General features: G+C 72.8%; 16 protein-coding genes. 6 read left to right on the top strand and 10 right to left on the bottom strand.

Translation table 11 applies throughout. From position 1 onward, the window contains the following. Positions 1-29: 29 nt before the first annotated feature. The 6 genes from ACIRF9_RS12045 to ACIRF9_RS12070 all read right to left on the bottom strand — a co-directional run bounded on the left by ACIRF9_RS12045 (position 30) and on the right by ACIRF9_RS12070 (position 8,797). Entirely contained in the window at positions 30-707 is a 678-nt protein-coding gene (locus tag ACIRF9_RS12045) for a response regulator (protein WP_403819513.1), read from the bottom strand. After that, positions 704-1,897 carry a sensor histidine kinase gene (locus ACIRF9_RS12050; protein WP_403819515.1) on the bottom strand — a complete coding sequence of 398 codons (1,194 nt, stop codon included), beginning with the start codon at positions 1,895-1,897 and terminating at the stop codon, positions 704-706. Before ACIRF9_RS12050 ends, ACIRF9_RS12045 begins: the two co-directional genes overlap by 4 nt. A 338-nt stretch (positions 1,898-2,235) precedes the next feature. Next, positions 2,236-4,464, bottom strand: a complete 2,229-nt coding sequence (locus ACIRF9_RS12055) for an MMPL family transporter (protein ID WP_403819517.1) — start codon at positions 4,462-4,464, stop codon at positions 2,236-2,238. A 184-nt stretch (positions 4,465-4,648) separates the two neighbouring features. Then, on the bottom strand, positions 4,649-6,817 hold the full coding sequence (gene helR, locus ACIRF9_RS12060; RefSeq protein ID WP_403819518.1) for an RNA polymerase recycling motor ATPase HelR: 2,169 nt from the start codon (positions 6,815-6,817) through the stop codon (positions 4,649-4,651). A gap of 214 nt (positions 6,818-7,031) precedes the next feature. Further along, positions 7,032-8,201 (bottom strand): hypothetical protein, encoded by a 1,170-nt coding sequence (locus ACIRF9_RS12065; protein ID WP_403819520.1) that lies wholly within the window; start codon positions 8,199-8,201, stop codon positions 7,032-7,034. Between the two features lie 155 nt (positions 8,202-8,356). Then, the gene (locus ACIRF9_RS12070) at positions 8,357-8,797 is read right to left on the bottom strand and encodes a DUF6299 family protein (RefSeq protein ID WP_403819521.1); all 441 of its coding nucleotides are present in this window, start codon (positions 8,795-8,797) and stop codon (positions 8,357-8,359) included. Positions 8,798-9,029: 232 nt separating this feature from the next. Here ACIRF9_RS12070 and ACIRF9_RS12075 point away from each other — a divergent pair, with 232 nt between their 5' ends. Then, the gene (locus ACIRF9_RS12075) at positions 9,030-9,224 is read left to right on the top strand and encodes a DUF5999 family protein (RefSeq protein WP_403819523.1); all 195 of its coding nucleotides are present in this window, start codon (positions 9,030-9,032) and stop codon (positions 9,222-9,224) included. Between the two features lie 31 nt (positions 9,225-9,255). Here the strand turns inward: ACIRF9_RS12075 and ACIRF9_RS12080 are convergent, their stop codons facing one another. After that, positions 9,256-9,657, bottom strand: coding sequence for a RidA family protein (locus tag ACIRF9_RS12080; protein WP_403819525.1), 402 nt, complete (start codon positions 9,655-9,657; stop codon positions 9,256-9,258). Beyond that, entirely contained in the window at positions 9,654-10,784 is a 1,131-nt protein-coding gene (locus ACIRF9_RS12085) for an acyl-CoA dehydrogenase family protein (RefSeq protein WP_403819527.1), read from the bottom strand. Before ACIRF9_RS12085 ends, ACIRF9_RS12080 begins: the two co-directional genes overlap by 4 nt. Positions 10,785-10,833: 49 nt before the next feature. Between ACIRF9_RS12085 and ACIRF9_RS12090 the strand changes: the two genes are divergently transcribed. From ACIRF9_RS12090 to ACIRF9_RS12110, 5 genes are all read left to right on the top strand, one after another. Then, positions 10,834-12,558, top strand: a complete 1,725-nt coding sequence (locus ACIRF9_RS12090; RefSeq protein ID WP_403819916.1) for an AMP-binding protein — start codon at positions 10,834-10,836, stop codon at positions 12,556-12,558. Positions 12,559-12,573: 15 nt separating this feature from the next. Next, on the top strand, positions 12,574-13,386 hold the full coding sequence (locus ACIRF9_RS12095; protein ID WP_403819528.1) for a PaaX family transcriptional regulator C-terminal domain-containing protein: 813 nt from the start codon (positions 12,574-12,576) through the stop codon (positions 13,384-13,386). 115 nt (positions 13,387-13,501) lie between these two features. Further along, a complete protein-coding gene (gene cysC / locus ACIRF9_RS12100; protein ID WP_403819529.1) occupies positions 13,502-14,053 on the top strand; it encodes an adenylyl-sulfate kinase in 552 nt (183 codons plus the stop codon). Then, positions 14,050-14,952 (top strand): sulfate adenylyltransferase subunit CysD, encoded by a 903-nt coding sequence (cysD, locus tag ACIRF9_RS12105; protein WP_403819531.1) that lies wholly within the window; start codon positions 14,050-14,052, stop codon positions 14,950-14,952. Before cysC ends, cysD begins: the two co-directional genes overlap by 4 nt. A gap of 2 nt (positions 14,953-14,954) precedes the next feature. Continuing rightward, positions 14,955-16,160 carry a sulfate adenylyltransferase subunit 1 gene (locus ACIRF9_RS12110; protein ID WP_403819533.1) on the top strand — a complete coding sequence of 402 codons (1,206 nt, stop codon included), beginning with the start codon at positions 14,955-14,957 and terminating at the stop codon, positions 16,158-16,160. Here ACIRF9_RS12110 and ACIRF9_RS12115 read toward each other — a convergent pair. Further along, the gene (locus ACIRF9_RS12115) at positions 16,150-18,519 is read right to left on the bottom strand and encodes a bifunctional salicylyl-CoA 5-hydroxylase/oxidoreductase (protein ID WP_403819919.1); all 2,370 of its coding nucleotides are present in this window, start codon (positions 18,517-18,519) and stop codon (positions 16,150-16,152) included. The two genes, ACIRF9_RS12110 and ACIRF9_RS12115, sit on opposite strands and share 11 nt — an antisense overlap. A gap of 2 nt (positions 18,520-18,521) precedes the next feature. Then, entirely contained in the window at positions 18,522-19,349 is an 828-nt protein-coding gene (locus tag ACIRF9_RS12120) for an enoyl-CoA hydratase family protein (RefSeq protein ID WP_403819922.1), read from the bottom strand. Positions 19,350-19,357: the final 8 nt, after the last annotated feature.

Consider the following 19,357-nt stretch of genomic DNA (forward strand, 5'->3'; position numbering starts at 1 on the left):
CGCCCCCGGTGCGGGCGGGTCCGTCGGCATCAGGTGCGGGGATGCGGTTTCACCAGGCCGCTCTGGTAGGCGACGACCACGAGTTGGGCGCGGTCGCGGGCGTGGAGTTTGGTCATGGCGCGCTGGATGTGGCTGCGGACGGTCAGGGGGCTCAGGACCAGGTGGTCGGCGATCTCGGCGTTGGACCTGCCGTACGCGGCCAGGATCGTGATCTCGCGTTCGCGGTCGGTCAGGGCTTTGACGGCGTCGGGGAGCGCGAGGAAGCCGTCGGTGTCCGGGGTGGCCAGGAAGCGCGTGATGAGGGCCCGGGTGGCGGCGGGCGAGAGGAGGGAGTCTCCGGCCGCCACGGTACGGATGCTCGACAGCAGCTCGTCCGGGCGGACACCCTTGCCGAGGAAGCCGCTCGCACCGGCGCGCAGGGCCTTGGCGACGTTGGCGTCGTTCTCGAAGGTGGTGAGGACGAGGATGTGGGTGTCCGTCAGCTCCGGTCGGGAGCAGATGGCCGCGGTGGCCGCCACTCCGTCGAGGTGGGGCATGCGGATGTCCATGATCACCACGTCGGGGTGGTGCGTGGCCGTGAGGTCGACGGCTTCCTGGCCGTCGGCCGCCTCCGCGACCACCGTCATGTCCTCGACCGAGTCGATGAGGATGCGGAAGGTGGCCCGGAGCAGGGCCTGGTCGTCGGCGAGCAGGACGCGGATGGTCATGGGGCGGGGCTTTCGGCGTGGCGGTCGAGTGGGAGGGCGCAGGCGACCTCGAAGCCGCCCCGCGGGAGGTGGCCGGCGTGGAAGGTACCGCCCACCGCCGTCGCGCGTTCGCGCATGCCGAGCAGTCCGAAGCCGCCGCCGGAGCGGTGTGCGGCCGTGGGGTGCTCGGGCGGGGTGTCGTTGGTGACGGTGAGGGTCAGGTGCCGGCGGGTGTAGGCCAGCCGGACCTGCGCGGTGCGGGTGGCGGCGTGCTTGGTGACGTTGGTCAGTGCTTCCTGGAGGATCCGGTACGCCGTGAGGTCCAGCACGGGCGTGAGCGGGCGGGGTCGCCCCTCGGTGGTGACGGTCACCGTGAGGCCGGCCGCCGAGCAGGCGTCGACCAGGGCGGGCAGCTGTGCCAGTCCCGGCGCCGGGGCCAGTTCGTCCGCGGGGTCGGTGTCCTGGCGCAGGAGTCCCACGGTGGCCTTGAGTTCGCGCAGGGCCGCGGCCGTGGACTCCGGCAGTCTGGCGACGATCTCGAAGGCCTGGTCGGGGTCGGTCCGGGAGAGGTGGGCCGCGGTGCCGGCCTGGGCGTCGGCCAGGGTCAGGTGATGGGCGACGACGTCGTGCAGTTCCCGTGCGATGCGCATACGTTCCTGGATCACCCGGTGCCGTGCCTCTTCCTCCCGTTCGCGGGCGGCGTGCTCGGCGCGGGCCACGGCGTACTCGCGCCGCACGCGGACATAGCTGCCGAAGACCGCCGACAGCAGCACCCAGGCCGTCGGGTTGACGACGGCGAGGACCAGGGAGTCGCGGAACGAGGTCACCGACAGGCCGGCGACGACCATGCCCGCGGCGGCCGCGAGCACGCTGATCCCGGTGGTCCGGCGGGAGGCGCGCACGCTCACCGCGTACTGCGCGACCAGCAGCGGGCCGATCACCCCGGGCGTCAGGAGGTAGCCGAGGGCGCCCAGTGCCATGGCGCACAGCAGGGTGACGGCGAGGACCGGGAGGGGACGGTCGTGGCGCCGGAGCAGGGCGGCGCAGGCGACGGCGGCGAGCGCGACGCCGGGCCACACGGGCGGCGGCCCGGGCACGAGCGCCCGGGTGAGGAGGACACCGGAGACGGTGAGGAGGAGCAGCAGGACCGGCGTCGCGGCTTCGACGGCTTTCGGACGGGTCGCTGCCCTGCGCTGCCAGTGTGTGCTCATCACGCTCCGAGACGGTTCCCCGGGCAGCGTACTCGGGCGGGCGCGGGCCACGGCGCCGTCGTGTCCGGCGCCGCGGCCCAGCGGTGCGGATCGCGGGGTGCGGCCCACCGGTGCGGGTCGCGGGGCGCGGCCCACCGGTGCGGGTCGCGGGGCGCGGCCCAGCGGTGCGGATCGCGGGGTGCGGCCCACCGGCGCGGATCGCGGGGCGCGGCCCACCGGCGCGGATCGCGGGGCGCGGCCCACCGGCGCGGATCGCGGGGCGCGGCCCACCGGTGCGGATCGCAGGCCGCGGCCCACCGGTGCGGATCGCAGCGCACGGCCCACCGCTGTGGATCGCATCAGACGGCGGCCGGTGACTGCCGCGTGGGCTCGCTGTCCGTCGGTCCGGCGCCGGGCGCCGGTGGCGTGGTGAGCTGGGCGCCCTCGACGTCGACGCGGGGCAGCAGCCGGTCGAGCCGGCGGGGCAGCCACCACGCCTTGTCGCCGAGCAGGGCCAGCACCGCGGGCACGAGCGCCAGCCGGACGACGAAGGCGTCGAACAGCACGGCGACGGCCAGGCCGAAGCCGATGGTCTTGATCATCGACTCGCCGGAGGCGATGAACCCGGAGAAGACCGCGATCATGATCACCGCCGCGGCGACGACCACGCGGGCGCTGTGCCGGAATCCGGAGACGACCGCCTGGGGAGCCCGGTCGCCGTGGACGTACGCCTCCCGCATACGGGCGACGAGGAACACCTCGTAGTCCATCGCCAGGCCGAAGACGATGCCCACCAGGAAGATCGGCATCAGGCTCATGATCGGACCGGGCTGCTCCACGCCCAGCAGGTCCGCGCCCCAGCCCCACTGGAAGACCGCGACGACCGCGCCGAGGGCGGCCAGGACCGACAGCAGGAACCCGAAGGCGGCCTTGACGGGTACGAGCACGGAACGGAAGACCACCAGCAGCAGGAGCAGGGCCAGCGCGACGATGACGGTCAGGTAGGGCACGAGCGCGCCCTGCAGGGCCTGCGCGACGTCGATGTTCATCGCGGTGCTGCCGGTGACCTCGAAGGTCGCCCCCGTCGCCCGTTCGAGCCCGGCTCGTTCCGCGCGGATGGTCTTGACGAGGTCCTTGGTGTCCTCGGTGTTCGGGCCGGCGGTCGGGACCGCGGAGAAGAGCGCGGTGTCACCGGCCGGGTTGAACCGCGCGGGAGACACGGACACCACTCCGCGGGTCGCCCCGATCTCCTGGGCGATCCCGGTCACGGCCGCCTCGGGTTCCGCCGCGTCCTTGGCGTCCACCACGATCGTCAGCGGTCCGTTGAAGCCCGCGCCGAAGCCGTCCGCGAGCGCGTCGTAGGCGCGTCGCTCGGTGGAGGAGACGGGCTTGGACTCGGCCCCCGGCATGCCCATCTCCAGCTGCGTGGCGGGCAGGGCCAGGATGCCGAGACCGGCGACGCAGGACACCAGCACGGCCACCGGGTGGCGCAGCACGAACCGCGCCCACCGGGAACCGCCGTTGTCCGCGCTGCCGGCCGATCGGCCGGCAGCGGGACCGCGCCTGCGCGTGCCGCGGGAGAGCACGGCGTCCGGCCACATGCCGAGCAGGGCCGGGACCAGGGTGAGGGCGACCAGAACGGCGACGACCACGGCGCCCGCCGCGCACAGACCCATCTTGGTCAGCATCGGCACGCCGACCACCGCCAGACCCGCCAGCGCGATGACGACCGTCAGGCCCGCGAACACCACGGCCGAGCCGGCCGTACCGACGGCGAGACCGGCCGCCTCACGCGGGGCGTGGCCGCCCGCCCGCTCCTCCCGGTAGCGGGAGACCACGAAGAGGGCGTAGTCGATGCCGACCGCCAGTCCCAGCATCGTGGCCAGCGTCCCGGTGGTCAGGGAGAGGCCGAAGACGCTGCCCAGGGCCAGGATGGCGGCCATGCTGACGCCGACACCGACGACGGCGGTGAGCAGCGGCAGACCGGCCGCCGCGAGCGATCCGAACGTGATCAGCAGGACGACCGCGGCGAGGGCGATGCCGACGGCCTCGGCGGAGCCGCCCGCCGCGGGCTGTTCGGCGAGCGCGTCGCCGCCGACCTCGACGGTGAGGCCGCTGTCGCGGGCCTCGTCGATGGCCTGTTCGAGTGCGGCCTTGTCCGCGTCGGTGAGATCGGCCGCCTTCACCTTGAAGTTCACCGTGGCGTAGGCGGTGGAGCCGTCCTCGCTCACCGCGCCCGCCGTGAACGGGCTGACCGCGCCGGCGACCTCGGGCTCGTCGGCGGCCTTCGCCACGAACGCGTCGACGGCGGCACGGTTGCCGGACGCGGTCACCTTCGCCCCGTCCGGTGCGACGAACACGATCCGCGCGCTCGCGCCGTCGGCGTCCGTGCCGGGGAAACGCTCTCCGATCAGGTCGAAGGCCTTCTGCGCCTCGATGCCCGGCATGAAGGACGTGCCGTCGTCGGAGGCGGCGGGAGCCTTGGCGGCGCCGAGACCGACGGCACCGAGGACCACTGCCCACAACAGCGTCACGAGCCGACGCCGCCGGAAGGCGGTCCGGCCCGTCCGATAGAGGAAGGTAGCCACGAGAAACGGGTCTCCAGGTCTGGATCGAGGTGGATCACCAGCCTGGCCGGGCGGGGGCGTCGAGGCATCGTGCTCGTGCTGGCACTTCCGCTTGGTGCCACCGCACCAAGCGGATGCGCTCTTCGGATACCTGAGGAGGAGGCGCGAGTACTACGGAGGTATGACGACCGAGCGCGCGCCGGCGTCAGGCGCTGGTGAGGACGACGAGCTGCCGGGTCGCCCGGGTCATGGCGACATAGCGGTCGACCGCTCCCTCGATGTCCTCGCCGAAGTCCTCCGGATCGACGAGGACGACCAGGTCGAACTCGAGGCCCTTGGACAGTTCGGGGGTCAGCGAGCGGACGCGGGCCGTCCCCCGGAAGGCGGGGGCGCCGATGACGCAGGCGGTGCCCTCCGTGTGGGCGGCGAGCCAGGTGTCGAGGACCGTGTCCAGGTCGGACACGGAACCGTGGACGACGGGGAGGCCGTTGCTGCGGATGGAGGTCGGGACGTTGGCGTCCGGGAGGACGGCCCGGATGACCGGCTCGGCCTCCGTCATGATCTCCTGCGGCGTCCGGTAGTTGATGTTCAGCGAGGCCAGGTCGATACGGTCGAACCCGATCCGCTCAAGCCGTTCCCGCCAGGACTCCGTGAAGCCGTGCCTGGCCTGGGCGCGGTCCCCGACGATGGTGAAGCTCCGGGACGGGCAGCGGAGCATCAGCATCTGCCACTCCGCGTCGGTGAGCTCCTGGGCCTCGTCCACGACGATGTGCGCGAACGGACCGGCGAGCAGGTCCGGGTCGGCGGTGGGCAGTTCGGACTCGTCGACCAGGCTGACCTTGGCGTCCTCGCCGCGCAGCATCGTCACCAGGCCCTCGCCGTCGTCACCGTCGGCGCCGGAGTCGGCCACGGCCGCGATCAGGTTGTCGACGACCTGCGCCATGCGCTCGCGCTGGGCGGCGATGACGGCCTCGTGCCGCTGCCTGCGCCGGGCCGTGTCCGGGTCGCCGAGCCGCTGCCGGGCCGCGTCCAGGAGCGGCAGGTCGGACACCGTCCAGGCCTGGGGGTCCGCACGCTGCAGCTTCCCGACCTCGTCGCGGTCGAGCCAGGGAGCGCACATCCGCAGATAGGCGGGCACCGACCACAGGTCCGATACGAGGTCGGCGGCCTCGAGCAGCGGCCAGGCGCGGTGGAACGCGGTGAGCAACTCCCTGTGCCGCCGCAGCGACTTGCGGAGGAGGTCCGCCGGGACGCCCGAGCCGTGCTTGTCCTCCAGGATCGTGAGCAGTTCCTCCCAGACCTGGGCGCGCGCCTCGTTGTGCGGGGTACCGGGCTCCGCCGCTTCGAACGCCGCGGCCCAGTCGCCCGCGCTCAGCCGGACGTCGGCCCAGGGGGTCGTGACGGTCATCCCCTCGGTGGGCGGCTCCTCGTAGAACCTGACGGCGGGCTCGATCGCCTTCACCAGGTCGGCGGACGCCTTCAGGCGGGCCACCTCCGGGTCGGTCTCGGGTCCTGCCGCGTCCCCCTCGGCGACGAGGTCCCGCAGGATGCAGGTCTGCACACCCTCCTCGCCGAGGCTGGGCAGCACATCGGCGACGTAGGCCAGATAGGGCCGGTGCGGACCGACGAACAGCACGCCGCCCCGACGGTGACCGAGGCGGGGGTCGGAGTAGAGGAGGTGGGCGGTGCGGTGCAGGGCGACGACGGTCTTGCCCGTGCCCGGACCGCCGTCGACGACGAGAGCGCCACGGGAACCCGCGCGGATGACGGCGTCCTGGTCGGCCTGGATGGTGGCCAGCACGTCCCGCATCCGGTCCGACCTGTTGGCGCCCAGGCTGGCGATGAAGGCGGACTGGTCGTCGAGCGCGGCGTGCCCGTCGAGCCGGTCGGCGGTGAACACCTCGTCCCAGTAGTCGCTGATCCGGCCCCGGGTCCAGCGGTACCGGCGGCGGCTCGCCAGCCCCATCGGGTGGGCGTGGGTCGCGGCGAAGAACGGTTCGGCGGCGGGGGAACGCCAGTCGAGCAGCAGTCGGCGCCCCTCGCTGTCGGTGAGGCCGATCCGTCCGATGTACACGGGCTCGGGGTCGTCCGCGCCGACCATGTGGCCGAGGCACAGGTCCAGGCCGAAGCGGCGCAGGGTGCGCAGCCGACCGGTGAGCCGGTGGATCTCCAGGTCCCGTTCCATCGCCTCCCGGCCGAGGCCGCCGGGCGCCCTGCGCTCGGCGTCGAGACGGTCGGACAGTTCGGCGATCGCCTGCTCGAGGCACTCGGCGACGGCCGCGAAGTGCTGCTCGTCGCGGGCGATCAGCGTCGGGTCCGCCTTGGCGGAGAGCCGGTCGGGCAGGTCGAACGCGCTGGTGGTCAAGGGATTCATGTCATCGGGTCCGATCCGGCTCGACATCGCAGCACGCCCCGTGGGCCGACAGGAACACACACACGTCGAACATCCCCCATTTCCGCAGGTCCTCGCCTTAGGTCAGCGATTCTGCGGCACGACGGGGGCCTTGCCGCAAGCCCCCCGGTGCGCTATAGCTTGAGAGTGGCAAGAGGTGGGTACGTCCCCTTGCCCCCTCTCCCGAAGCTCCCGCTCAGTTCGGCGGCTTCGACTCCACTCCCTCGGGCTCGTCCGCCGACGACGGGTGGACGTACCGGCCCCGGTCGAACGGCGTGAACCAGGTCCTGAACGCCATGGGCGCGACGCCGAGCGCCGCTCCCACGGCGTCCTCGGCGATCCCGTCCAGGGAGTCGTCGTAGAGCCACTCGTGGGTCATGTCCTCGTACACGTGGCGGGCGAAGAAGTCGAGGGCCGCCGAGACGGCCTCGTCCAGGAGCCCGTGCAGCTCCAGCGTCATGGCCGCCTGGTCCAGGAGGAGCTTCAGGGCGATCTCCTCGGCGACACAGCTGGGCCGCCGGAAGCTCCCGTCGGTGAAGCGGGTGGTCATGGCGATCGCCGTCACCAGGAAGCGGCGGGCGAAACGGGCGTCGTACTGGAGCGCGTACCGGTCGGGAAGCCGCTCCAGATGCCACAGGGGACCGTCGCACTCCGCGACGGTGGTGTCCTCCTGGGTCAGGACCTGAAGGTCTTCGAACAGCTCGTCCACCAGCGTGCCGGTCGCGCAGACCAACGCGCCGGCGGCGAGCCTGGCACTGTCCCGCGGGACGGCGACCCGCCCTGCTCCCGCATCTTCTGTGTCTTCTTCGTCGGGCCCGTCTTCTTCGTCGGGCACGCCGAACACCGTCAGGGGGAAGGAGCGCAGTTCGTCCGCGAGTCCCAGCATGCGGTCGCGCACGGCCGTGGCCTTCGCCTCGGCCTCGTGGCCCACCGCCGCGCCCTCGGTCGGCGGGCTACCGGTGTGCCGGGCCTTGCGGGCCGCCGGGTCCTCGGGCGGGGCGTCGGGACCGTCGGCGGCGTCGAGACTCTCCCTGGCCAGCTCCTGGTGCAGCTCGACCTCGCACCGCTCGATCGTCCAGTCCGCCAACAGCTCGGTGCGCTCCAGCAGTTCGTCCACCAGCACATGCACCGAGTCCTCGGCGAACTCCAGGGCCGGAGCGTCCACGACGACCTTCAGTAGGGCTCCGCCGGGGTGGACGGCCACGATGGTGTCGAGAAGACCGACCTCCACGCCGTCGGGCCCCTCGACGGCCTTGACGGAGTCGAATCCGTCCTCGATGAGCGCCACGGCACCGGCGCGCTGAAGCGGGTCGAGCTCCGGAGTGCCCTCCGGGATACACGTGTCCACCGTCACTACGTACGTCACAGGCCAGAGCCTGTCAGGAAGGAGCCGCTCCGCGCGAGGGAGCGGAACCGTCCGCGAAGTGAATTCGGCCCGCGCGACCTGCGCCGTCCGACAGAACAGCCGGACGTCGACAGCAGGCCGGGCGGGCCGCGCGACGGCTCGACCGCGAGGTCGGGTCAGCCCCGGTCGGCGGGGGCGGTCAGGGTGACCTCCTGCTGCCGCACCGCGTGGAAGCGGGGCAGCGGCAGGCCGCCGCGGGGCTCGAGCTCCATCACGGTGGCCTCGACGTGGGCGGGGCCGGCCTTCAGCGCGCCCGAGGCGGCCCTGCCGCTGTTCTTCCAGGTGTGCGCGGCGCCGTCGCACACCGCATGGGTGCCGCCGATGCCGTACCGCATGGGGGCGTCGCCCTGCCGGACGTTGGTGCTGACGTAGACCGGGCCCGCGCTGCCGACGCAGCGGTAGGTGCCGGACAGGGTGATCGTGCCGTCGGAGGCGATCCGGGCGACCGCGTCGACGGTGAGGCTCTCGGACGGGGCGGCGCCGGCGGCCTGGACCGGCACGGCGAGCAGGAACAGGGCGGCGCCGGCCGCCGCGGCCAGAGCGGGGCGAAGCAACATGGAAGACCTCCTGTGGTGGGGGGCTTCCACTCGTACCGGGCGGAGGGGCCCGGGGCCGTGACCGTCACCCCTTCGGTGGCGAGTCCGCACCGGTCGTCGGCGAACGGTCCTGGAGTTGTCCTGGTGCTGTCACGCTTCCCGGAAGACTCTGGCGATGTCCGGGAGGCAGGCGCATGGTCGTCCCATGGGAGGCCGACCGGCCGGCCGGCCCCCACCGACGTGGAGGTGCGCCATGTGTTCCCACTCCTTCGCCGGCGCTTCTGCCGACGACCACGCCATGCACGTCGTCGCCGCCCACCCCGAGCAGGGCTGGAGCCTGCTGTGCGACGGCACGATCGTCTTCGACGACTCCGGGGAGCTCCTCCCCGACGGCCGCGTCGTGGCCCCGCACCGCGTTCCCGCCGACCGGCTGGCCGTCGCGGCCTGATCCACGACCACGCACGGATCCGGAGCCCCGCTCACGGATCCAGCACCGCGAACCCGTCCAACTCGACGAGGGCCTCCTCGTCCCACAGCCGTACGATCCCGACGACTGCCATCGCCGGATAGTCCCGGCCCGCCGACTCCCGCCAGATGCGGCCGAGTTCGGGTGCCCGGGCGCGATAGTCGGCGACGTCCGTGACGTAGACCGTGACGCGCGCCAGGTCCGCCGGTGTGCCGCCCGCCGCCCGCAGCGCGGCCAGCAGATTCGCCAGGGCCCGGGCGAACTGCGCGGGCAGCGAGTCCCCTACGACCTTCCCGTCGGCGTCGAGCGCGGTCTGGCCCGCCAGGAACACCACCCGGGAGCCGGTGGCGACGACGGCGTGGGAGAAGCCGGTGGGCGGGGACAGTCCGGGCGGGTTGACGCGTTCGGCGGTCATCGGGCTGCCTCCAGGGCGGCGTACAACTCGCGGGCGATGATGCCGCGTTGGACCTCACTGGCCCCCTCGTAGATGCGCGGGGCGCGGACCTCGCGGTAGAGGTGTTCGAGCAGATGGCCGCGGTGCAGGGCGCGGGCGCCGTGGAGCTGGACGGCCGCGTCGACGACGTACTGCGCGGTCTCGGTGGCCAACAGCTTGGCCATGGCGGCGCGTTGGGGGATGTCGGGGGCGCCGGTGTCGTACGCCGTGGCCGCGGCGTGGACCATCAGGCGGGCCGCCTCCGTGCGCAGGGCCATCTCGGCGACGGTGTGCGCGACGGTCTGCAGGTCCTTCAACTTGCCGCCGAAGGCGTCACGTCGGGAGGTCCAGGCGAGGGTCGCGTCGAGGGCCGCCTGGGCCATGCCGACCGCGAAGGCGCCGACGCTGGGGCGGAAGAGGTCGAGGGTGGTCATGGCGACGCGGAAGCCGCGGTCGGGTTCGCCGAGCACGTCGGCCGCGGTGACCGGGACGGCGTCGAAGTCGAGGGCGCCGATGGGGTGCGGGGAGAGCATGTCGAGGGGGGTGCCGGTGAGGCCGGGGCGGTCGGCGGGGACGAGGAAGGCCGTGACGCCGCGGGCGCCGGCGCCCTGCGTCGTCCGGGCGAAGACGGTGTAGAAGTCGGCCTCGGGGGCGTTGGATATCCAGCCCTTCCCGCCGGTCAGCCGCCAGGCGTCCGAGCCGTCGGGCTCGGCGGCGAGGGACAGCGCCGCCGCGTCCGAGCCCGCCCCCGCTTCGGACAGCGCGAACGCGGCGACCGCGCTGCCGTCGGCGACGGACGGCAGCCAGCGCTCGCGCTGGGCGGGGCTGCCGTGGGCGTGGACCGGATGCGCGCCGAGGCCCTGGAGGGCGAGCGCGGTCTCCGCCTCGGTGCAGCCCTGGGCGAGGGACTCGCGCATCAGGCAGAGATCGAGGGCGCCCGAGGTGAACAGACGGGAGAGCAGCCCGAGTCGGCCGAGCTCCGCGAGCAGGGGACGGTTGACGCGGCCCGGTTCGCCCTTCTCGGCGAGCGGGCGGAGCCGGTCGGCGGCCAGGGCGCGCAGCTCGGCACACCAGGCGGTCTGTGCCGGTTCGAGCGAGAATGCGGACATCGCCGGTCCCCTCTCCCGTGTCTCCCCCGACGGTATCGCGTCCTGTTGACTGCCGTCACCAACGCGATACGCTCGGTGCGCGAGCCCGGCCCACCAGGACGCCCACCCGGGGCAGCCCGTCCAGGCAAGGGGGCGAACGCCCATGAACGTCTCGGCCCACGTCGACACCTTCGCGCGCGACCACCTCCCGCCACCCGGCCAGTGGCCCGACCTCCACTTCGACCTGCCGGAACTGCGCTACCCCGACCGGCTGAACTGCGCCGCCGAGTTGCTCGACCACGCCACCGAGCCCGGCCGACCGGTGTTCCGCACCCCTGCCGGCCCCGCCTGGACGTACGGCGAGCTGCGCACCCGTGTCGACCGGATCGCGCATCTGCTCGCCGGCGGCCTCGGGGTCGTCCCCGGCAACCGGGTCCTGCTGCGCGGCCCGACCACGCCGTGGCTCGCGGCCTGCTGGCTGGCGGTGCTGAAGGCGGGCGCGATCGCGGTCACCGTCCTGGACCGGCAGCGGCCGCACGAGCTGCGCACGATGTGCGAGATCGCCCGGGTGGAGCACGCCCTGTGCGACGTGCGGGCCGTGGACGACCTCGCCAAGGCGGAGATACCCGGCTTGCGGATCACCACGTACGGCGGCGACTCCCCCGACGACCTGCTGCACCGGCCGGCGCCGAGCACGCCGTTCCCGGCGGTGGACACCGCGGCCGACGACGTGGCGCTGATCGCGTTCACCTCCGGCACCACGGGCCGGCCCAAGGGGTGCGTCCACTTCCACCGGGACGTACTGGCGATCGCCGACACCTTCTCGCGGCACGTCCTGAAACCGCTGCCGGACGACGTCTTCGCCGGCAGTCCGCCGCTCGGCTTCACCTTCGGGCTGGGCGGGCTGGTCGTCTTCCCGCTGCGGGCGGGGGCGAGCGCGCTGCTGCTCGAACAGGCGAGCCCCCGGCAGCTGCTGCCCGCGATCGCCGAGCACCGGGTGAGCGTGCTGTTCACGGCGCCCACCGCCTACCGCGCGATGCTCGACGACCTCGCCGCGCACGACGTGAGCTCGCTGCGCCGCTGTGTCTCCGCCGGCGAGAACCTGCCCGCGGCGACCTGGCGGGCCTGGCACGAGCGGACCGGGCTGCGGCTCATCAACGGCATCGGCGCCACCGAGCTGCTGCACATCTTCATCTCCGCCGCCGACGAGCACATCCGCCCCGGCACCACCGGCGTCCCGGTCCCCGGCTGGCACGCGCGCGTGCAGGACACCGAGGGCGCGCCCGTGCCCGACGGCGAGCCCGGACTGCTCGCCGTGCGCGGCCCGGTGGGCTGCCGCTACCTCTCCGACCCGCGTCAGCTGGAGTACGTGCGGGACGGGTGGAACATCACCGGCGACACCTACGTCCGCGAGCCCGACGGCTACTTCCGGTACGTCGCCCGGGCCGACGACATGATCATCTCCGCCGGGTACAACATCGCGGGCCCGGAGGTCGAGGAGGCGTTGCTGCGCCACCCGGACGTGGTCGAGGCGGCGGTCGTCGGACGCCCCGACGAGGACCGGGGGCAGGTGGTCGTGGCGTTCGCCGTCCTGCGCGAGGGTGCGCCGCGGGACGCCGACGCCCTGCGCGCCTTCGTCAAGGAGGAGCTGGCGCCGTACAAGTGTCCGCGCGAGATCGTCTTCCTGGACGCGCTGCCCCGCACCGCGACCGGCAAACTCCAGCGGTTCCGCCTGCGCGCCGGCGGGCACGACGAAGGTCACACCGGCGGTGACACCGATGGTGACCAGCCGTGATGCCGACGACCTAAGATGATCAACGTGTCCGACCAGCCCGCACCTCGGTCTCTCATCGTCACGCTCTACGGCGCCTACGGCCGCTTCGTGCCGGGCCCGGTGCCCGTCGCCGAGCTGATCCGGCTGCTTGCCGCGGTCGGCGTCGACGCGCCCTCCGTACGCTCCTCGGTGTCCCGTCTGAAGCGGCGCGGACTGCTGCTGCCGGCCCGGACGGCCCAGGGCGCGGCCGGCTACGAACTCTCCGACGAGGCACGGCAGTTGCTCGACGACGGGGACCGGCGCATCTACGCCACGGCACCCGCCGGGGACGAGAGCTGGGTGCTGGCGGTGTTCTCCGTGCCGGAGTCGGAACGGCAGAAACGGCACGTCCTGCGCTCCCGGCTGGCCGGACTGGGCTTCGGCACGGCGGCCCCGGGGGTGTGGATCGCCCCGGCGCGGCTGTACGAGGAGACCCGGCACACCCTCCAGCGGCTCAGGCTCGACGCGTACGTCGACTTCTTCCGCGGCGAGCACCTCGGCTTCGCGCCGACCGTCGAGGCGGTGGCCCGCTGGTGGGACCTGGCGGCCATCGCCAAGGAGCACGAGGCGTTCCTCGACCGCCACGCGCAGGTGCTGCGGTCCTGGCAGCAGCGGACGGACACGCCTCCGGAGGAGGCCTACCGCGACTACCTCCTGGCCCTGGACTCCTGGCGCCACCTGCCCTACACCGACCCGGGCCTGCCCGCCCGGCTGCTCCCCGGGAACTGGCCGGGGGCGCGCTCGGCGGCCGTGTTCCACGGGCTGCACGAGCGGCTGCGGGACGCGGGGGCGGAGTTCGCGGGGGTGTGACCCCATGAACACCAGGCATCACTCAGCTAAACCTCAGGTTCCTTAACAGCTCCTCTCAGACTCCTTACCTACCGTTCCACGGGTCGCACGCCGGTAGGAAAGAGGACTGTTGCGCATGACCAGCACGCCAAGGGCACAAGGGGCCACGGTCTGGCTCACCGGGCTGCCGAGCGCGGGCAAGACGACGATCGCCCGTCTGCTGGGCGACCGGCTGAGGACCGAGGGACACCGCGTGGAGGTCCTGGACGGCGACGAGATCCGCCGCTTCCTCTCCGCCGGCCTCGGCTTCAGCCGCGCGGACCGCAACACCAACGTGCAGCGGATCGGGCTCGTCTCGGAGGTCCTGGCACGCAACGGCGTCCTGTCCGTCGTCCCCGTCATCGCGCCGTACGCCGACAGCCGCGAGGCGGTGCGGCTGCGGCACGAGAAGAGCGGGACGCCGTACCTCGAGGTGCATGTCGCCACTCCGGTCGAGGTGTGCAGCGAGCGGGACGTGAAGGGGCTGTACGCCAGGCAGGCGGCGGGCGAACTGACCGGGCTGACCGGCGTCGACGACCCGTACGAGGTGCCGGCGGCCCCCGCGCTCGTGCTGGCGACGCAGGAGCAGACGCCGAAGGAGTCGGCGGACGCGGTGTACGCGCTGCTGGCGGAGCGGGGGCTCGTGTGAGCGGCTACGGGTTCTCCCATCTGGACGCGCTGGAGTCCGAGGCGGTGCACATCTTCCGCGAGGTGGCGGGCGAGTTCGAGAACCCGGTGATCCTGTTCTCCGGCGGCAAGGACTCCATCGTCATGCTGCACCTGGCGCTGAAGGCGTTCGCCCCGGCGGCGGTCCCCTTCTCGCTGCTGCACGTGGACACCGGGCACAACTTCCCCGAGGTCATCGAGTACCGCGACCGGGTCGTGGCCGAGCACGGCCTGCGCCTCCATGTGGCGTCCGTGCAGGACTACATCGACCGGGGCGTGCTGCGCGAGCGGCCCGACGGGACCCGCAACCCGCTCCAGACCCTGCCGCTCACCGAGAGGATCCAGTCCGAGCGCTTCGACGCCGTGTTCGGCGGTGGCCGCCGCGACGAGGAGAAGGCCCGGGCGAAGGAGCGCGTCTTCTCGCTGCGCGACGAGTTCTCCCAGTGGGACCCGCGCCGGCAGCGCCCCGAGCTGTGGAACCTGTACAACGGGCGGCACGCGCCCGGCGAGCACGTCCGGGTCTTCCCGCTCTCCAACTGGACCGAGCTGGACGTCTGGCAGTACATCGACCGGGAGGGCATCGAGCTGCCGGAGATCTACTTCGCCCACTACCGCGAGGTGTTCCGGCGGGGCGGCATGTGGCTCACCGCGGGCGAGTGGGGCGGCCCCAAGCCGGGTGAGACCGTCGAGAAGCGGCAGGTCCGCTACCGCACGGTCGGCGACATGTCCTGCACCGGCGCGGTGGACTCCGACGCGGTGACCCTCGATCAGGTCATCGCCGAGATCGCCGCGTCCCGGCTCACCGAACGCGGCGCGACCCGGGCCGACGACAAGCTCTCCGAGGCCGCGATGGAAGACCGCAAGCGCGAGGGGTATTTCTAGAGATGACTGTGGACACCCTGCGGTTCGCCACCGCCGGATCGGTCGACGACGGCAAGTCCACCCTCGTCGGACGGCTGCTGCACGACTCCAAGTCGGTGCTGGCCGACCAGCTGGAGGCCGTGGAGACCGCCTCCCGGAACCGCGGCAAGGACGCCCCCGACCTGGCCCTGCTCACCGACGGTCTGCGGGCCGAACGCGAGCAGGGCATCACCATCGACGTGGCCTACCGCTACTTCGCGACGCCCCGCCGACGGTTCATCCTCGCCGACACCCCGGGTCATGTGCAGTACACCCGGAACATGGTCACCGGCGCCTCCACCGCCGAGCTGGCGATCGTCCTGGTCGACGCCCGCAACGGCGTGGTCGAGCAGACCCGCCGGCACGCCGCCGTGGCCGCCCTGCTGCGCGTCCCGCACGTGGTCCTCGCCGTCAACAAGATGGACCTCGTCGGCTACGAGCAGGACGTCTTCGAGCGCATCGTCGAGGAGTTCGCGGGCGACGCCGCCGAGCTGGGCCTCCCCGGCTTCACCCCGATCCCGGTCTCGGCGCTCGCCGGAGACAACGTGGTCGAGCGCTCGACGCACATGGACTGGTACGCCGGTCCGGCGCTGCTGGAGTTCCTGGAGAACGTGCCCGTCGGCGTCGATCCGGCCGACGCGCCCACCCGTTTCCCCGTCCAGTACGTCATCCGGCACGGCGATGTCCGCCACTACGCGGGCCAGCTGGTGTCGGGCTCGCTGCGGGTCGGCGACCGGGTGACCGTGTCCCCGTCCGGCGAGACCTCCGAGGTCGCCGCCATCGACGTACTGGGCGAGGACGTCGAGGTGGCGTACGCGCCGCAGTCGGTCGGGGTGCGGCTGGCCGACCAGAAGGACGTCTCGCGCGGGGACATGATCACGGCGGGCGCGGGCGCCCCGACGCTCACCCAGGACGTGCGGGCGGCCGTGTGCCATCTGGCCGACCGTCCGCTGCGGGTGGGCGACCGGGTGCTGCTCAAGCACACCACCAGGACGGTCAAGGCGATCGTGCGGGACCTGGGCGGCCCGGCAGCGCTGTCGGTGAACGACCTGGGCCGGATCACCCTGCGCACCGCCGAACCGCTCGCGCTGGACGACTACGCGCTCTCGCGTCGCACGGGCGCGTTCATCCTGATCGACCCGGCCGACGGGGCGACGCTGACGGCGGGCATGGTCGACCTCAACTCGTGAGGGACAGACGGGGTTTGGGGGCGTCCGTACGTCCCGTGCGCGGGGCCCGGCTGCCCGCCCGGTAGGGTACGGGCCAGTCGGCCCCCGGCCCGGTGTAGCCCTGCTCGGCGGCCGCGTGCAGGGTCCAGTTCGGGTCGTAGAGGTGGGGCCGGGCGAGGGCGCAGAGATCCGTACGGCCCGCCAGGATCAGCGAGTTGACGTCGTCCCAGGACGAGATCGCGCCGACGGCGATCACCGGGACACCCGCCGCGTTGCGGATGCGGTCCGCGAACGGCGTCTGGTACGACCGCCCGAACTCCGGTGTCTCGTCGGCGACGACCTGCCCGGTGGACACGTCGATCAGGTCGGCGCCGTGCGCGGCGAAGGCACGCGCGATCTCGACGGCGTCCTCGGCCGTCGTCCCGCCGTCGGCCCAGTCGGTGGCGGAGATACGGACCGTCATCGGGCGTTCCGCCGGCCAGACCGCGCGTACGGCGTCGAAGACCTCCAGGGGGAAGCGCAGCCGTTTCGCGAGCGAGCCGCCGTAGGCGTCCGTCCGGTGGTTGGTCAGCGGGGAGAGGAAGCCCGACAGCAGATAGCCGTGCGCGCAGTGCAGTTCGAGCAGGTCGAATCCGGCCCGGGCGGCCCGCCAGGCGGCGGAGGCGAACTGCTCCCGCAGATCGGTGAGTTGGGCGCGGGGCAGCCGGCGCGGGGTCTGGCTGCCCGGCTTGTACGGCAGGGGGGAGGCGGCGACGAGCGGCCAGTTGCCGTCGGGCAGCGGGTCGTCCATGCCCTCCCACATCAGCTTCGTCGAGCCCTTGCGTCCGGAGTGGCCGAGCTGCACGCCGATCGCGGTGCCGGGTGCCTGTGCGTGGACGAAGTCGGTGATCCGGCGCCAGGCGTCGGCCTGGCGGGCGGTGTAGAGGCCGGTGCAGCCGGGCGTGATGCGGCCCTCGGCGGACACACACACCATCTCGGTCATCACCAGCCCGGCCCCGCCGAGGGCGCGGGCGCCCAGATGGACCAGGTGGAAGTCGCCGGGGACGCCGTCGGTGGCGGAGTACATGTCCATGGGCGAGACGACGACCCGGTTGCGCAGGGTCAGTCCGCGCAGCCGGAACGGGGTGAACATCGGGGGTGTGCCGGGTGGGCAGCCGAACTCGCGCTCCACGGCCTCGGTGAAGCGCGCATCGCGCAGGCGCAGGTTGTCATGGGTGACGCGGCGGCTGCGGGTGAGCAGGTTGAAGGCGAACCGGCGGGGCCACTGGCCGACGTAGAGGCCGATGTCCTCGAACCACTCCAGGCTGGCGCGGGCGGCCCGCTGGGTGGAGGCGACGACGGGCCTGCGCTCCTCCTCGTAGGCGCTCAACGCCGTGGGCAGATCGGGCTGTTCCTCGAGACAGGCCGCGAGGGCGAGGGCGTCCTCGACGGCGAGTTTGGTGCCGGAGCCGATGGAGAAGTGCGCGGTGTGGGCGGCGTCGCCGAGGAGCACGACGTTGCCGTGCGACCAGCGTTCGTTGACGACCGTGCGGAAGGTGGTCCAGGTGGAGTTGTTCGACTTCAGGGGGTGTCCGCCGAGCGCGTCCGTGAAGATCTTGGCGCAGCGCTCGATGGATTCGCGCTCGTCGAGTTCGTCGAAACCGGCTGCTCTCCACACCTCCTCGCGCATCTCGACGATCACGGTGGAGGCGTCGGCCGCGTACGGGTAGCCGTGCAGCTGCATGACACCGTGCTCGGTCTCGGCGATCTCGAAGCGGAACGCGTCGAAGGCGAAATCGGCGGCGAGCCAGATGTAGCGGCAGCGGTGGGCCGTCAGACGGGGGCGGAAGGCGTCGGCGTACGCCTCGCGAGTCGTGCTGTGCACCCCGTCGGCGGCGATGACCAGGTCGTACGTCTCGGCGAGCCAGGAGGGGTAGGGCGCCTCGGTGCGGAAGCGGAGGTCCACGCCGAGGGTGCGGCAGCGGTTGTGGAGGATCTCCAGGAGGCGTTTCCTGCCGAGGGCGGCGAAGCCGTGTCCTGAGGAGGTGTGGCGGGTGCCTCGGTGGACGATGTCTATGTCGTCCCAGCGGATGAAGTCGCGTTGGAGGGCCTGGTAGACGGCGGGGTCGGCGTGTTCTATGCCGCCGAGGGTCTCGTCGGAGAGGACCACTCCGAAGCCGAAGGTGTCGTCGGGGGCGTTGCGTTCCCAGAGGGTTATTTCTCGGGCGGGGTCGAGTTGTTTGAGCAACGCGGCGGCGTAGAGGCCTGCTGGGCCGCCGCCGATGATCGCGACTCGTAGGGGGTGGCTTGTCGATTCGGGCGGGTGCGGGTTGTCTGTAGCTGGTCGCGCACACGCGGCGGAGCCGCATATGTCATCGCCCCGCGCCCCTTGGGTGGGCATGCTCACCGTCCCCTCCATTTGGGAGGGCGCTTTTCCGTGAACGCCGCGTGGAACTCCGCGTAGTCCTCGCCGTTCATCAGGAGGGCCTGCGTCGAGGCGTCGAGTTCGACCGAGGCCGCCAGCGGCATGTCCAGCTCGGCCGTCAGGAGGGCCTTCGTCTGGGCGTAGGCGAGGGCCGGGCCGTCGGCCAGGCGGCGGGCCAGGGTCCGGGCCGCCTCGTCGGCGCCGCCGTCCTCCGCGAGCTCGCTGATCAGGCCGATCCGCTCGGCCTCGGGGGCGCGTACCGGTTCGCCGAGCATCAGGAGGCGGGTGGCGTGGCCGAGGCCGACGACCCGGGGCAGGAGGTAGGCGGCGCCCATGTCGCCGCCGGAGAGGCCGACGCGGGTGAAGAGGAACGCGAAACGGGCCGTGGGGTCGGCCACTCGGAAGTCCGCCGCCAGTGCCAGGACGGCGCCCGCGCCCGCCGCCACGCCGTGCACGGCCGCGATCACGGGGAAGGGGCATTCCCGTACGGCCCGCACGACCTGGCCGGTCATCCGGTTGAAGTCGAGGAGCTGGGCGGTGTCCAGGGCGAGGGTGGCGCCGATGATCTCGTCGACGTCGCCTCCGGAGCAGAAGCCGCGGCCCTCGCCGGCCAGCACCAGGGCGCGGACCGACCGCTCCCGGGACAGCTCGGCGAGCAGGTCGCGCAGGTCGGCGTAGGCGCCGAAGGTGAGGGCGTTGAGTTTCGCGGGGCGGGTGAGCGTGACGGTGGCGACGCCGTCGGTGTGCTCGACACGGAGGTGTTCCCAGTGGGATGTGCGGGCGGCGGATCCGGTGAAGGGACTCATCAGGGCGG

The organism is Streptomyces sp. NPDC096132 (assembly GCF_044763345.1).
Classification (GTDB): Bacteria; Actinomycetota; Actinomycetes; order Streptomycetales; family Streptomycetaceae; genus Streptomyces.